Consider the following 13,720-nt stretch of genomic DNA (forward strand, 5'->3'; position numbering starts at 1 on the left):
TACCTTCGAGATCACCCCGCCAGGCAACCCCATCAGACTGAGCTGACACGCTCACAGTCAGTCACTAATCGGGCTTGACACCTTCATTGGGAATCGGTAGTGCGCCTGGGGCTTCAGTGTGGGCACTGCGGACGGGAAGTCCAAGTGGTTGGTGCAGGGAATCTCCGCCGCCGCGACCTTCGCCAGCTTCAGGGCGATGTTCGCGAACCCGTTGAGTGCAGCCGCTGACATCGAGCCGTTCGGGTCGACGCCACCGTTCATAGATTGCGCGCTCACTACGCCGTACGTCCATCCACCCTGGATTCCAGTACAACGGAAGTAGATTTTCGGTACGACCGCATAGGGAGTCATCACCACTCCAGGAGCCAGGGGCAGCAAGGTGTCACCGGACGCGGCAACGCTGAGGGCATCGCTGCTGGCACCCGAGACGTCGGCCTCGGCAACCACGGCTCCGTTCCACCTGATATCGCACTCGTCCGGACCTAGCGTTTGGCGATTCGCGTACTTCAATGGAGGCGGCACCAGGGGGCCGGTAGTCACGGCGGTGACCTCACCGCTTATTCCTACCACAGGACGGATGTCGCTCTGATCGAGAATGCCCCAACAGGCGCTCTGGGGAAGCTTGACGATCGTCGACTGCCAGGGCTTCCACCACAGTCCGACGACCGCGCCAACGGCTACCACAGCAATCGCGGACAGCACCATGGATCTGCGCATTCGGGATATCTCCTTCCTCAACCTCTCTACTCCTCCGTCCTGCTGTCACTCGAAGCCCCGACCGTGTAGCTGTCCTGTGCCTGGGTTCCCGCATAGTCCTGGTAGTCATCGCCGCCGGAGTTCCATTGAGGTCCGGAAACTGCTTCTGAGCTGCCGGTGTCATGTTCCCGGACTTGTCGAACATCCAAGGAGGTGCTTCCTGGCGTGTTCGCTCCGTCGGCACCGGCGCGACGCACCCTCAGCTGAAGTTCGGGCCGAAGTGGCCGTCGTCGGCGACGTGCTGGATCCAGGCCGCCTTCGCGCCCGGCGAGGAGGCGACGCTCTGGACCGCTGCGAAGCCGCCGAGGAGAACGTCCACGTAGTAGGCGTTGCTCTGGGTCGGCGTGGTAGTCCAACTCCCGGTCAGTTGCTGGCCGGTGCGGATGTCGGCGCAGTGGGCGGAGAGGGAGAGCGGGTAGCTGACGCCGCCCGGGTCGGTGTACCAGTCGGACGCCGTCGCTTGGCCCGGCCCGCTGGGCTCGCACTCGAAGACCTGGCCGCTCGCGGTGGTCCGCGTGAGGATCCCCCTGATCGAGCCGTCAAGCTCCGGGAAGACGTAGAAGGTGGTGGCGGAGCCGTCGGCGTTGACCGACTGGGCGTAGTAGTAGCCGTTGTGCGGGGCCGGCACGATCGGCGGCGCGCCGAGTTCGAAGCTGCCGGACTGCGTCTCCTGCTCCGCTCCCCAGTTCGTGACGGCGGTCTTCGCCGTCTCGCCGGGGAAGATGATCCAGCCGTTGACCGTGCCGGTGCCGAGCGACTGGTTCCAGAACGAGGTCTGCCCGTCCCACATCGTCGGGTCGGTCAGGCCGCCGACCGGGCCGGAGAACCACAGGTCAGCGGCGGCGCCGAGGCTGATGTTCAGCTGGAGGTGGTAGGCGTGGCGTGCCGGGTCGTAGACGACCGACCCCTCGGGCGAGACGATCGACGGCGGGTTGTCCGAGACGGAGTAGCCCAGGGGAACCGGAACGGGCTCTTCGAACCAGCCGTTGGAGCCCTGCAGGGCCTGGTCGTCCGGCGGCACCGACCCGACCACGACGATCGCGGGGACCGGTGATCCCAGCGCCGGGGTGGTGTTGTAGCTCAGGAGCAGCTTCGCGCGACTGTTCGGATCCTGGGCGGCGAACCATACTTCGTTGTCTGCCTGGTCGGCCCGGTCGACGATCCCGGACGTAGAGCCGATACCGAAGGCACTCGGAGGCTCGGCCGCCCACGCCCCGACAGCCGCGAGCAGCGTCATGGCGAGCGCCGCCGCGAGGGCTCCGATGATGCGGCGAATGAGCATGTTCCGTCTCCTCCGAGGGGCCCTAGAGGCCAGGGACGCGATCCGGACGGGCATCGTGCGGCAGTCGGAGTCGGACGGGACTCCAACGGTCGGGGACCGCGTACCCACGGTCGGCTGAGGAAAACGACAGGGCCGAAACTCCCTAATGTCATCACATCTGAAGTGATGGCATATCAAATATGGTTCACCACAACCGTGTTGTGAATTTCTTCAGAGAGCGGCCGCGGCTGCGACGCCGACCGTTGATCCGCATGCTCGCGCAGGCGTGAGTGCCCCTCTCCCGTATGCGCAGGTCCCGGCCACGGCGGTGGGCCGGGCGCTGCGGAGGGCGGCTCGGACACGGGCGATGCCACGGGCGGTGACGGATGGGCCGATCGCCGGGTCGATGCCGCCGACGGGTGTACGTGGGCCCAGCCCTGCGCAGGAGCGGCAGATCCCCGGCCGCGGGGTCGGGGCGGCGCACGTGCCGCACGTGGGCGGTTGTCCTTGTGCCGGGACGGCGAAGCCGGGCGTGGGCGGGCGCTTGCGGGTGAGGCGGTTGCGGAGGAGCTTGGCCGGGGCGTGGAGAGGCGTGGGCAGGTCCGGCAACAGCGCATCGGCGAGGTCGCGTTCGGTCGCGCCGCGCACCAACCACTCGGCGACCAGCGGCGCGAGGGCCAGGGCCTCCGGCTCACCCACGCGCAGGCGCGGCTCCGACCGCAGGACGCGGAACAGCAGGGAGACCGCCTCCCGCACCACCGGCGTGACCTCGGCCTCGGCTACGGCCACGGAGGTAGCGGGCGCGGCAGGCGCAGTTGTCGCGGCGGGCGCCTCGTCATGGAGGGCCGGGAGGGAGGGAGGGTTTTCTCCCGGTCCTTTGTCTCCGTCCTTTGAAAGGGCGGCTGCGCGGCCGGTGCGCAGTTCACCGGATCCCGACTTCCCGGCAACCGGCTTCCCGCGGCTCAACGTCCGGCCGTCGCTCGGCACCGGAACCTGGGGTGTGTCGAAGACGTGGGCCTCACTGATGATCGTTCCGTCCGATTGGCGGACCTTCTCGACGCGGTAGTACCCGAAGCGCGCGAGCTCGCGCAGCGCCCGCGCGACCGCGCCGCGTCCCGTCGGGCTGGAGTCGGCGATGTGCCGGCCGTCCTCCCGCCACCCGTCCGGGCGGGACAGAAGGTCGACCAGGATGCCCTTGGCCAGGTACGACAATCGTCGGTCCTGCAACAGGAAGTTGGGCAGGACAGTGAAACCGCTCTTCCAGCGGGTACGATGAATACGCACGGGAGGTTCTGCTCCTGGTGCCGGACCCCGGGGTGTTACAGCACCGCCGGGGTCATCTATTCGGTTGGTGGACTAATGACGCTACCACCCCGGGCGGGCACCAATCACTTTTTCTGCATACATTGTGATCGAACGTCAGTATGGTGCCCTGGCGTTGCGGTGGAATCGCGAAGTTGACGCTCAATCAAACTGGCACAGGAGAGTCCCACATGGACGACGACAGAGAGACCATTCGCCAGGAAGCCTGCAGGGATGCGCTCGACACCATCCTGACCGTGGCCGACCGTCTCGACGTGGTCCGGCGCACGGAAGGCAACAGGGTGGACTCCCACATCACCTCGGCGCTGCACGCGATTCGGTTCGCTGCCGCGATCCTTCAGCCGACCGTCCCAGGTGCCCCACCCCTGGGCTTCCAATTCGCCGACGACAGCGAACACTTGCTGAGCCTGGCCGCGAGGTGGCGCGAAGCTGCCTTGGAACTGGGCGAGTTCGCGCCCGAGCCTCCCGAGCAGCCCGAGCGCCCCGAACGCAGCTCTCCGCTGCGGCTCGTCAGGCCGGTCGACCCGGCGTGAGGCAGCGAGGCGGTGAGGCGACCACGTGAGGCGACCACGTCGGACCGGATTCACATGAGGTGGACTTCCACGTTGAACCCCTGCGCCAGGACGGAGTTGAGGTGCTCTGCATGGGCGCCGAAGTACTGCCGCGCGTTGCTCTCCTCGGACGACAGCTCCAGCACCACGTAGTCGTCGGCGCTCTCGGTCTGCTGGCCGCAGATACAGCACCGAAGCCGCTGGTCGGGTCCCTTCGGTCCGGCCTGGCTGTCGTTCATTCCCATCTGCCCTTCGCAATCTGGTTGTCGACGTACGCCTGACGGGATGGCCGGCAACTGCCGGTCGGGGCCGGCGAAACCGTGGGTTCGGGTTCGGGTCCGCGTCAGCGTCGCCAGACGACGAAGCCCTCGCCCCGGTCCACCTTGGCCACGTGCCAGCCGTGCGGGACGTGGGGCCAGCTCGACGTGGCCGGGGCTCCACGTCGGGCGGGCAGTACGGCGACGTCCGCCGTCGGCGGGACCGGGGCCCGGCGGAAGTCGAGGATCCACATGCGCTCCTGGTAGAGCTCGAAGGGCTGCTCGCACTTCAGGACCCACGGCAGGCTGTAGCTCATGGCGACCCTGTCGCCGCTGTGCAGGCCGGCAGCGCGGGTGAATCCCATCGACAGCCAGCGCGGTACCTGCTGCGGCTCGGAGATCTCCACGGTGATCACCGTCGTCGCGGCCACGGCGAACCCGGCGAGGAGGACCACGGCGGAGCGGACACCTCGTCGCCGACCGAGCAGAGCGGTGGCCGCCACGCACACAGCGAACACAGCGACCGCCGCAAGTGTCGTCCGCACCAGGTGAAACGTCTGGTAGTCGCCCGCGAGGAAGGAGGAGTCCGGCAGGCCCCACAGCACGAACAGGTCGTGTCGCAGCCGCGTCCCCGCAAGCAGGAACACGCCTCCGCCGCACACCCCGATCAGTGCGAGCGCGCCCGCCGCGTACCGGAGCAGCGCCGTGCGCCGGAGGCGGTACAGGGCGGCGACGCCGACCACGAACAGCGCCGGGGCGAAGACCGAGAGATAGCGGGCGTAGACGTTGTCGTCGAGCCGGTGGTCCTCGGGCAGGGCCGTGGCAGCCGCACCCGCCACCAGCACCACGGTGATCAGCAGGACGGCGCTGACGACGCGGTCGGCCGGGGTCGCCCGGCGGCGCACCGCAACGGCCGCGCAGAGCGCTGCGCCGAGGGCGCCGATGCCCCACGTCGACGTGATGAGGTACCAGATCTGGCCGAGCACCCGGCCGGTGCTCCGGCCCAGCAGCGAGGTGTTGAGCAAGCCGTTCAGCGCGAACTGCCCCACGGTCGCCGGAGGGGTGTCGGAGAACCGTTGCTGCAGGTAGGCGGCGAGCAGTTCCGCGCCCAGGACCGCGACGGCCAGCGCGACACCCGCGGCAAGCGCGGCCCGCGACGGCACCCAGCGGCGGACCAGGGCGACCAGGAGCACCCCGATGCTGACCACAACCAGCACCACGCCGCGGTCGTGCACCGACATCGCGTAGCCCGCCGCGAGTCCGAAGCCCACGCCGTACCGTGCGCGAAGTTGAGTCCGGTCATCCTGGCGCTTCTGATGATCAGTCAGCAGTCCGTGCAGGCAAAGCAACCAGGCCAGCACAACGGATGGCAGGACCGACTCGGTCATCGCGAACTGCGAGTAGAAGACCACCGGCGGCAGCAGTCCGACCGTCCCCGCGACCGCCAGCGACGACCGACGCCCGATCCGCATCCGCCGCAGCGCCACAAACGCGAGCGGCACGATCAGCGCGCTGAGCAGCGCATTGGTGACCAGCACCAGCCGGTAGGCCGTGACCGGATTGCCCGCGATCGCCAACGCGGGTGCGATGAGCAGCGGGTAGCCCCCGGGGACCACCACCCCCGCAGGGCTGGCGGTGACCGATCCGCCCGCCAGAACGCGGGCGACGACCAGGTACGCCTCCTCGTCCGGGCCCACACTCGGCGCGACCTCGCCCCGGACCAAGTACAGCCGGAAGGCGACCTCGACGAGGTAGACCGCGAGGATCACGGCCGCCCAGAAGAACCGCTGCCGGGCCACCGGCCGGTCGGACCTGCCAAGATTCCGGAGCTTGCCGAGACTCCCGAGCCTGCCGCCTCTCCCGAGTTCGCCGAAGCTTTCGATCCGGGCGGGCGTGCGTGGGCGGGTGATCGACTGCACGAGTTCCGGCACCTCGGTGGTCGAGTCAGGCATGCAGGTTCACTTCCGCCAGGGGCCACGGTTACGCCGACCATTTCGGCGCACAGCCCATTCTGCGGTCTGCACAGCAACCTGACAGACACCGCCATGGTCGGGATTTCGGATGAACCGAGGCCAATTGCAGGTCAGACAGCGATAATTAGCCGACTCCTTTCCAGATTCTCACCATAATGAGACGCACATGGCGTTCCGAAGCCATCGAGCGTTCACGCATGGTCGGGCTTCCGAACGCGTCTTCCTCGACGCGCACGTACTGTCCAGACGCGACGTCACCGGCTGAGCCGGCGTCCGCCCCTCTGCGCTGGAGTGCCCACACTGACGCGACGACCGACCGGATGGCCCCGAACGCACACCTCGTCCCGCCGCCCGACCTGTAACGATGTCGCCGCCCTCGGGGTGGTCGATGGCGTGCCGGGTGCCACCGTTATCGTGTTCCGCACTCAACCGCGCCGGCATCTGCGGACGCGGAACGTGGGGAATGAGAACGGGGAAACGCAGTTGCTCATCCAGCAGCAGCAGTACGAAGTGAATCCGGAGGCCCTCCTGGGCCTTGCCGGGATGTACGACGGCGAGGCGTCCGCGCTCAACGGGCAGGTGGGGTCGTTCGCGGGCAGCGCCGAGGCCATCGGGCTGCTCGGCATCTGCGACGGGGCGCCTCAGGGGAAGCCGCAGCGACGCTAGACGGTCAGGATCCGAAGCTCAACGCAGCTGGCAACCAGCTATGGCATGCGACAGGGACTGCTCCTGGTGATCGACACGATCAACCCCAATCACCCGGCGACCTGGCATGGGTTCGTGTCCACGCTGGGCTTCCTTGCCTCGCTCGTGTTCCTGGCGCCTGGGGTGATCCTGCTCGTCAAGTTCCCCCAGCATGGAACGTAGGGCCCGCGCGTACGGGCCGGGTCTCGCTCTGATCGTCCTGGTTGCGCTGGTTGCGCTCGGCGGGTACGCGCTCGTGTGACCTGATGCCGACAATGGCTGACGCCGCGCCGATCTCAGCGGTGGAGCTTGGTTCAGTGGGCGTAGAGCTCACGGGGCAGGCTGACTTTGGCACCTGAATGACTTCTTTCAGGACGTGCAACGCCAGGTCGACGGGCGTTCGCCTCGGCATAGAGCAGCCTCGGGCCGACCCGCTTAAAGTCCCGTTCGGTACAACTTGCTGACCTGCTGTCAGCCTTGGAGTCCGCAGCTACTCCCTGATGCGCACACTAAGAACTCCCATGTTCTGCACAAATGAAAGCGCTTGTTGGCAGATGCATCCCATGGCCATGGCTGGAAGCCTCCAATGCACCACGGTTTCCACTTCGTCCTACTGCCGTGCGCCCCCTGGCCTGCAGCCCAGGGTCTGACCGTCCAGACGACCTCCGGTCGAACCCTTCTGCTACAATCGCCCGCTGACGAACAAGAGGCAACAGCGGGGGCTGGAAGACTTGCCTGCATCATCGAAGAACAAGCGCGGCATCGACAGCACTCTGCTGATCGTCGCCGGACTCATTGCTGAAATCGGCCTTGCACTGGCCCTGCTGATTTGGCATCAGAACTCAGCGTCCATTCAACATGGAGCCGTTCCGACCAGGTACGCGGTCACCTTGCTGCTGATTGCGTTGGTCGCGGTTCCCTTGACTTGCGCTGTAGCCCTGGCAAGGTTCCGCGTCTCCCAAGCTTGGCGCACCCTTCTCGGGATACTCGGCGCCGTGGTGGCAGGCTCTCTAGTACTCACAGCCTTCACTTCGTCCACCGCAGGCGTCGGGTATCTCTTGATCCCCCTTGCTGCGCTGCCCCTAGGCGTCATCGCCAAGTCCCTCTGGGAGACGAAGTAGTCACGTCCTCGATGACATGACTCAGGTGTATTGGAGAGTCCATGGCTGATCTTCCCGACGACTTCCGCCGGATGATGTCCCACGTCACGCAGCTCAACAGCGTGCTCGCTGCCGCCAAGTCCGCGGTGCCGGAGTCCTGTGAGGGTTCCGACCAGAGCGGCGCTGTCCGCGTCTTCTCGGGCCAGGGTGATGTCCCCCAGCAGGTCCAGCTAGCCACCGACTGGGAGCGTCGGCTGGGAGCGGGACAGCTGGGGGCCGCTGTGCTCGAGGCCGCCCAAGCGGCCGCCATGAAGCGACTCCAGGCCTGGGCGCAGGACTTCGGCGCAAGCAACTGGAAGGAGCGGGTCGGGGACGTACAGTCTGCCCCCACCGAGGAGACTCATTTCGAGACCGCAGACGCCATGTTGGACCTGTCCCAGGTAAGGCCAAGGCCGCTCGGGGAGCTTGCGGAGGAAGTGATGACCAGCCTGGAGCGGGTGTCGTCCAGTCTCTCAACTCCGTTGGAGGGCCGTGGCCAGGGCGGAGGAGGTGGAGTCGAAGTAGTAATCACGAAGAGTGGTCTAGCCTCTTGCGAGGTCAACGAGCGCTGGGCGGCTGGGCGCACGTCGACGGCAATTTCGCAGGCGCTCAACTCTGCTTTCGACTCTGCACGGCTGGCACTCACGGAGGCGGAGGCCAGCGCGCCAGCCGCGGGCGCAGACCGGTTGCTACGTGAAGCACTAGCTCTACTCAGCGACCGCAGTCGCCTGGCCGAAGGTTCCTGAGGGACTTCCAGTTCCACGGATGAGAAGAGGGGGACTGTGGTGGCAGGCAACAACGGCTACCAGGTCACGACGGACGACCTGCGCACGGATGCGAATGCCTGGGAACAGCAGGCAGAGCAGATGGGCGCCGTCGTGAGCAGAGTAAACGAGCTCAAGATGGACCGCGTCCAGGCAGGAATCTTCCAGTTGGCAGTCAGCCCGTATGTCGAAGTCATTCAGGCCGTCCAAGAGCGTTCGCAGGAAGGACAGAAGGCGATGAACGATATCGCAGGTGGACTTCGACAGGTTGCCGCCAACTATGAACACCAGGAACAGAGCCACGTCGCATCGTTCCGGAACATCGGCTCGGGGATGAACTAATGGCAGCTTTCAGCGAGGCTCAGTACAAGTCCGTCGTCAACGACCTGACTTCTGGCCTAGGAGATCTGTCCGCAAAGCTCGCCACAGTGCCTGGCAAGACCAGTGCCGCGGCGAACCGCTGGTGGATCCCCGAGCCGGTGGCCGAAGCAATCGTATGGTGCGGCAATAAGCTCATTGAGCTGGGCGAATGGCTCCTCAAGAACATCAAGGAGCTCCTCGAGGGGGCTGTGGCACCAGTCTACATGTTCATCCACGGATACCAGTGGGAGAGCATCAAAGGCATTGCCAACTCGGTCTCGGGCAACATTCAGCCCAGCGTTCTCGGTGCTACCGGCAGTTGGCAAGGAGACGCCGCGACCGCGTATGGCAACGAGATCACCCCTCAATCCACCGCTGCAGCCTCAATTGGCACCATGGCCGACTCGACATCTACCGCGCTCTATGTCTGCGCCGGCGCAGGTCTGGCCTTCTACATCGCCCTCGGTGCGATCGTGGTTAAGTTCATCGGCGCGCTGGCGACGGCGATCATCGCCCTTGGAACGGCTGTCTTCTCCTGGGCTGGTCTCCTTATCGTGGTTGAGGAAGCTGGTGTGAATACCGGGCTGATCGGCGCCGCAGTGGCCGGGCTGCTCACCGTGCTCGGGGCTGAGGCCAACGAAATGGGGGCACTGCACGGAACGGCGGTCGGCAGCACGGCCTTCCCGCTGGGTCACTGGCCCGTTGCAATCGCCGGAACTTGACCGAAGCAACTCCTCAGCTCTGTCGTTGCTTCGCAAACAGCGTCCTGGCTCATGGGTATTGATTGCCTGTGCCCTATTCACGCGCCCACAGCAAACAGCGAGCCCTCACCGCAATCAGGCGGTGAGGGCGTCGGCTGTCCAGAAGTGCAGGTGCTCGAGGCGTTAGTCGAGGCCCCGACGCAACGCCTTACCTCGGACACCAGCACACACTCAGACGGACAGTGACGGCATGCGAGAAACAACCCTGAACGAGTTCGCTGTGCAGATGCTGTCCCTGGCACCGAACGCCAGATTCTCCGCGCGTATCAGCTCCGCGCCACGGCCGTTCTCGCTCGCCGTCTGGCTCGGGCGTCTTTACGGGTATATCTACAGCGAAGCCGAGCAGCCTGTGATCACAACCGGGCGCTATGAGAACTACCTTGTGGGTTACGAGCTGATCTTCACGCGCAACGACGAGCCCGGTGCGCGACGACGCGCTGAATGGATGCGCAACCCCGCTGGCGATCCTATCTACCGACCGCCAGTCGTCTGGCACCTGGACGGCGGCATGGGCTTCTGCCCTCCCGGCTGGCACCCCGCGACGCGACTCATCATCACTCCCGAGGTCGAGGCGTCGCTCCGCTACGACGACGAGCAGTTCATCCGCACGCTCAACCTTCCATGGACGAGCAAGGTAGGTCGGGGTCACCTGGCCCCACTCCCCCCGTTGCCTCCTCCCCCGCCTCCACCGGGCACCATCGCCTACCCGGATGAGCATCGATGAGTCCACCCGGTTGAAAGGGGCACCTGGCAGAGAGGCCCTGCCACCGCGAACCCCATCTCGTGCCTGTCGTGGATTTTTCCCAGCCGTGGACGGCCGGTCTCATCCCAACGACGGTCTTCACACCGGTGGATGAGCCAGCAGCACGCCGACGGGCCGGGAAGATGCGCAACTCCGCAGCCGATGCCGCCTACCCAGCACCCGTAGCCTGGCATCTCAACGGCGGCGCGCGGCTCTGCCCGCCCGGCTTGACTGGAGCCTCCCACCCCTAGACCCGCCGGGGACGCTCACGCGTCCTCGGCGAGCTCCAGCCACTGCATCTCCAGCTCGTCGCGCTCGTCCTTCACGGCCCGCAACTGCGCGTCCAGCTCCGCAATCTTGCCGAAGTCGGCGGCGTGCTCGGCCATCTGGGCGTGGAGCTTGGTCTCCTTCTCCTCCAGCTTCGAGAGCTGACGCTCGATCCGCTGGAGTTCCTTCTTCGCCACGCGCGTGTCGCCGCCGGTCTTCTTCGGGGCCGGGGCCGGGGCCGTGGCCTCGACCAGGGCGGCGCGGCGTTCCAGGTACTCGTCGATGCCGCGCGGGAGCATCCGCAGGCGGCGGTCGCCGAGCAGTGCCCAGACAGTGTCCGTGGTCCGCTCGATGAAAAAGCGGTCGTGGGAGATCACGACGAGCGAGCCGGGCCAGCCGTCGAGGAGGTCCTCCAACTGGTTGAGGGTCTCGATGTCGAGGTCGTTGGTCGGCTCGTCCATGAACAGGACGTTCGGCTCGTCCATCAGCAGACGCAGCAGCTGCAGCCGACGGCGCTCACCACCCGACAGGTCGCTGACCGGCGTCCACTGCTTCTCCTTGGTGAACCCGAAGGTCTCGCACAGCTGACTTGCCGACATCTCCCGGCCCTTGCCGAGGTCGACGCGGCCGCGGATCTGCTCGACCGCCTCCAACACGCGCAGCGTGCCCGGGAGTTCGGCGACCTCCTGGGACAGGTAGGCGAGCTTGACGGTCTTGCCGACGACGACCTTGCCGCTCGCCGGCTGCTTCTCGCCGTCGCTCGCCCACGCCGTCTGCATCGCGCGCATCAGCGAGGTCTTGCCCGCGCCGTTGACGCCGACCAGGCCGATGCGGTCGCCCGGGCCGAGCTGCCAGGAGAGACGTTCCAGCAGCAGCTTGTCACCGGCCTTGACGGTCACGTCCTCCAGGTCGAAGACGGTCTTGCCGAGCCGCGAGTTGGCGAACCCCATCAGCTCGACCTTGTCGCGCGGCGGCGGCACGTCCGCGATCAGCTCGTTGGCCGCCTCGACGCGGAACCGCGGCTTGGAGGTGCGGGCGGGCGCGCCGCGGCGGAGCCAGGCGAGCTCCTTGCGGACCAGGTTCTGCCGCTTGGTCTCCTCCGTCGCCGCGATGCGGGCGCGCTCGGCGCGGGCGAAGACGTAGTCGGAGTAGCCGCCCTCGTACTCGTGGACGGCGCCGGACTGGACGTCCCACATGCGGGTGCAGACCTGGTCGAGGAACCAGCGGTCGTGGGTGACGACGACGAGCGCGGTGCGGCGCTCCTGCAGGTGGCGGGCGAGCCAGGCGATGCCCTCGACGTCGAGGTGGTTGGTGGGCTCGTCGAGGACGAGCAGGTCGTGGTCCTCGATCAGCAGCTTCGCGAGCGCGATGCGGCGGCGCTCGCCACCGGAGAGCGGGCCGATGACGGTGTCGAGGCCCTGCGGGAAGCCGGAGAGGTCCAGGCCGTCGAAGAGGCCGGTGAGCACGTCGCGGATCTTGGCGTCGCCCGCCCACTGGTGGTCGGCCTTGTCGCCGACGACCTCGTGGCGGATGGTGGCCTTCGGGTCCAGCGCGTCGCCCTGGGCCAGCACGCCGATGCGCAGGCCGGTCACGTGCGTGACGCGGCCGCCGTCCGGCTCCTCGCTCTTGGCCATGATCTGCGTCAGCGTCGTCTTCCCGTCGCCGTTGCGGCCGACGACGCCGATCCGGTCACCCTCGCTGACGCCGACGGACACGCCGTCGAGCACGGCTCGGGTGCCGAAGATCTTGCTGACACCTTCGACGGTGACGAGGTTGACTGCCACGAATGCTGCGCTCCTGAGCGACTACGCGTACTTCGGATGACTACGACGGATGACCGACGTCCCAGCCTAGTCGCCCCGCGCCACCCCCGTCCGCGCGGTTGTTCGTGGCGTGCCCTGGCACCGTGCGTATCGTTGGACAAGGCGACTGTCCGCGTCCACGCGGCAGCGGGGAGGAGCGCCACGGTGACCATCGCACTTCACGACGACAGGGTCCGTCTACGCGCTCGCGAAGGGGCCGGTCTACCTGATCGTCGACCCGTACACGGCCCAGTGCCACGTGTTCACGCTGCCCAAGGACGGCGAGTACCGGAACGAGCTGACGCTCGACTTCGGCGACCCGGTCGACCTGACCGGGACGGTCGTCGGCCTCGTCCTCACGACGGACCAGTTCCCGCGCGACTGAGCGTTCAGTGATGTCGCTCGGTGAGCGCCGTCCGTGCCCACCGTCGTGACATGCTGGGTCGGAAGGCTGTCGACGGATGGAGCGTGCCTTGAGTACCGCACTGCCGGCATGGATGTATCCCCCCCGCGAGAGCGGCTGGGAGGCAGATGACCTCGATCTGCTCCCACCCGACGCGCCCCGCCACATCGAGCTGCTGGACGGAGCTCTGGTCTTCAACATGTCACCCCAGCGCAGTTGGCATGACCGGGTGATCCGTCGGCTCACAGCGGCCTTGGAGGGAACCATCCCGTCGGGCTGGACCGTCGAGGCGCAGATGACGATCAAGCTGAACCGGCGCAGCAGGCCTGAGCCCGATGTCATCGCCGCCTCCGTGCCTTACACCCCGGACCGCACGCGATTCCTGCCGGAGGAGGTGGCGCTCGTCGTCGAGGTCGTCTCCGCTGAGTCGGAGGACCGGGATCGCCGGTACAAGCCCGTGCTTTACGCCGATGCCGGCATCCGGCACTTCTGGCGCATCGAGGACGAGAGCGGCAGCCCGGCCGTCCACACCTACGAACTGGACGACACCACTCGCGCGTACGTCGCCACCGGAGTCCACCGTGAACGCCTGGACCTGCCGGTTCCCTTCAAGATCAGCGTCGACGTGGCGGATCTCGCACGCTGAGGCTTGATCGAAAGCTCGAAGGCCTCAGGCT

Annotated in this window: 15 protein-coding genes and 1 pseudogene; 10 read left to right on the forward strand and 6 right to left on the reverse strand. The window is 66.9% G+C overall.

What is annotated here, in order from left to right; translation table 11 throughout:
• Nucleotides 1–57: 57 nt before the first annotated feature.
• From I2501_RS33040 to I2501_RS33050, 3 genes are all read right to left on the reverse strand, one after another.
• The gene (locus I2501_RS33040; RefSeq protein WP_196196812.1) at nucleotides 58–717 is read right to left on the reverse strand and encodes a hypothetical protein; all 660 of its coding nucleotides are present in this window, start codon (nucleotides 715–717) and stop codon (nucleotides 58–60) included.
• Between the two features lie 238 nt (nucleotides 718–955).
• Entirely contained in the window at nucleotides 956–2,038 is a 1,083-nt protein-coding gene (locus I2501_RS33045; protein ID WP_196196811.1) for a hypothetical protein, read from the reverse strand.
• Between the two features lie 210 nt (nucleotides 2,039–2,248).
• Complete coding sequence (locus I2501_RS33050; protein WP_196196810.1) at nucleotides 2,249–3,301, reverse strand: hypothetical protein; 1,053 nt, start codon at nucleotides 3,299–3,301, stop codon at nucleotides 2,249–2,251.
• 209 nt (nucleotides 3,302–3,510) lie between these two features.
• Between I2501_RS33050 and I2501_RS33055 the strand changes: the two genes are divergently transcribed.
• Nucleotides 3,511–3,873, forward strand: coding sequence for a hypothetical protein (locus I2501_RS33055; protein WP_196196809.1), 363 nt, complete (start codon nucleotides 3,511–3,513; stop codon nucleotides 3,871–3,873).
• A gap of 50 nt (nucleotides 3,874–3,923) precedes the next feature.
• Here I2501_RS33055 and I2501_RS33060 read toward each other — a convergent pair whose 3' ends face one another.
• Nucleotides 3,924–4,130, reverse strand: a complete 207-nt coding sequence (locus I2501_RS33060; protein WP_196196808.1) for a hypothetical protein — start codon at nucleotides 4,128–4,130, stop codon at nucleotides 3,924–3,926.
• Nucleotides 4,131–4,234: 104 nt separating this feature from the next.
• Entirely contained in the window at nucleotides 4,235–6,100 is a 1,866-nt protein-coding gene (locus I2501_RS33065; RefSeq protein WP_196196807.1) for an ArnT family glycosyltransferase, read from the reverse strand.
• A 504-nt stretch (nucleotides 6,101–6,604) separates the two neighbouring features.
• On the opposite strand from I2501_RS33065, the gene I2501_RS33070 reads away from it, so the two are divergent.
• From I2501_RS33070 to I2501_RS33095, 7 genes are all read left to right on the forward strand, one after another.
• A complete protein-coding gene (locus tag I2501_RS33070; protein WP_196196806.1) occupies nucleotides 6,605–6,787 on the forward strand; it encodes a hypothetical protein in 183 nt (60 codons plus the stop codon).
• Between the two features lie 66 nt (nucleotides 6,788–6,853).
• Nucleotides 6,854–6,988 carry a hypothetical protein gene (locus I2501_RS40405; protein ID WP_268926987.1) on the forward strand — a complete coding sequence of 45 codons (135 nt, stop codon included), beginning with the start codon at nucleotides 6,854–6,856 and terminating at the stop codon, nucleotides 6,986–6,988.
• Between the two features lie 548 nt (nucleotides 6,989–7,536).
• Nucleotides 7,537–7,926: a hypothetical protein gene (locus I2501_RS33075; protein ID WP_196196805.1), complete on the forward strand. Its 390-nt coding sequence runs from the start codon at nucleotides 7,537–7,539 to the stop codon at nucleotides 7,924–7,926.
• Nucleotides 7,927–7,967: 41 nt separating this feature from the next.
• Nucleotides 7,968–8,690 carry a hypothetical protein gene (locus I2501_RS33080; protein WP_196196804.1) on the forward strand — a complete coding sequence of 241 codons (723 nt, stop codon included), beginning with the start codon at nucleotides 7,968–7,970 and terminating at the stop codon, nucleotides 8,688–8,690.
• Between the two features lie 39 nt (nucleotides 8,691–8,729).
• A complete protein-coding gene (locus tag I2501_RS33085; RefSeq protein WP_196196803.1) occupies nucleotides 8,730–9,050 on the forward strand; it encodes a type VII secretion target in 321 nt (106 codons plus the stop codon).
• A complete protein-coding gene (locus I2501_RS33090; RefSeq protein ID WP_196196802.1) occupies nucleotides 9,050–9,790 on the forward strand; it encodes a hypothetical protein in 741 nt (246 codons plus the stop codon). The genes I2501_RS33085 and I2501_RS33090 overlap by 1 nt, the downstream gene beginning before the upstream one ends.
• A gap of 229 nt (nucleotides 9,791–10,019) precedes the next feature.
• Nucleotides 10,020–10,553, forward strand: a complete 534-nt coding sequence (locus I2501_RS33095) for a hypothetical protein (RefSeq protein ID WP_196196801.1) — start codon at nucleotides 10,020–10,022, stop codon at nucleotides 10,551–10,553.
• Between the two features lie 284 nt (nucleotides 10,554–10,837).
• Here I2501_RS33095 and I2501_RS33100 read toward each other — a convergent pair whose 3' ends face one another.
• Complete coding sequence (locus I2501_RS33100; RefSeq protein ID WP_196196800.1) at nucleotides 10,838–12,622, reverse strand: ABC-F family ATP-binding cassette domain-containing protein; 1,785 nt, start codon at nucleotides 12,620–12,622, stop codon at nucleotides 10,838–10,840.
• Between the two features lie 211 nt (nucleotides 12,623–12,833).
• Here I2501_RS33100 and I2501_RS33105 point away from each other — a divergent pair.
• A pseudogene (locus I2501_RS33105) lies at nucleotides 12,834–13,025 on the forward strand (Uma2 family endonuclease); the annotation flags it as partial.
• A gap of 88 nt (nucleotides 13,026–13,113) precedes the next feature.
• Nucleotides 13,114–13,689: a Uma2 family endonuclease gene (locus I2501_RS33110; RefSeq protein WP_328806658.1), complete on the forward strand. Its 576-nt coding sequence runs from the start codon at nucleotides 13,114–13,116 to the stop codon at nucleotides 13,687–13,689.
• Nucleotides 13,690–13,720: the final 31 nt, after the last annotated feature.

The sequence above is a fragment of the Streptacidiphilus fuscans genome (assembly GCF_015690355.1).
Taxonomy (GTDB): domain Bacteria; phylum Actinomycetota; class Actinomycetes; order Streptomycetales; family Streptomycetaceae; genus Streptacidiphilus; species Streptacidiphilus fuscans.

Coding starts and splice junctions, on each gene's coding strand:
- I2501_RS33080 (WP_196196804.1), top strand. CDS start 7,968: ATGGCTGATCTTCCCGACGACTTCCGCCGGATGATGTCCCACGTCACG.
- I2501_RS33040 (WP_196196812.1), bottom strand. CDS start 717: ATGCGCAGATCCATGGTGCTGTCCGCGATTGCTGTGGTAGCCGTTGGC.
- I2501_RS33060 (WP_196196808.1), bottom strand. CDS start 4,130: ATGAACGACAGCCAGGCCGGACCGAAGGGACCCGACCAGCGGCTTCGG.
- I2501_RS33095 (WP_196196801.1), top strand. CDS start 10,020: ATGCGAGAAACAACCCTGAACGAGTTCGCTGTGCAGATGCTGTCCCTG.
- I2501_RS33065 (WP_196196807.1), bottom strand. CDS start 6,100: ATGCCTGACTCGACCACCGAGGTGCCGGAACTCGTGCAGTCGATCACC.
- I2501_RS33090 (WP_196196802.1), top strand. CDS start 9,050: ATGGCAGCTTTCAGCGAGGCTCAGTACAAGTCCGTCGTCAACGACCTG.
- I2501_RS33045 (WP_196196811.1), bottom strand. CDS start 2,038: ATGCTCATTCGCCGCATCATCGGAGCCCTCGCGGCGGCGCTCGCCATG.
- I2501_RS33055 (WP_196196809.1), top strand. CDS start 3,511: ATGGACGACGACAGAGAGACCATTCGCCAGGAAGCCTGCAGGGATGCG.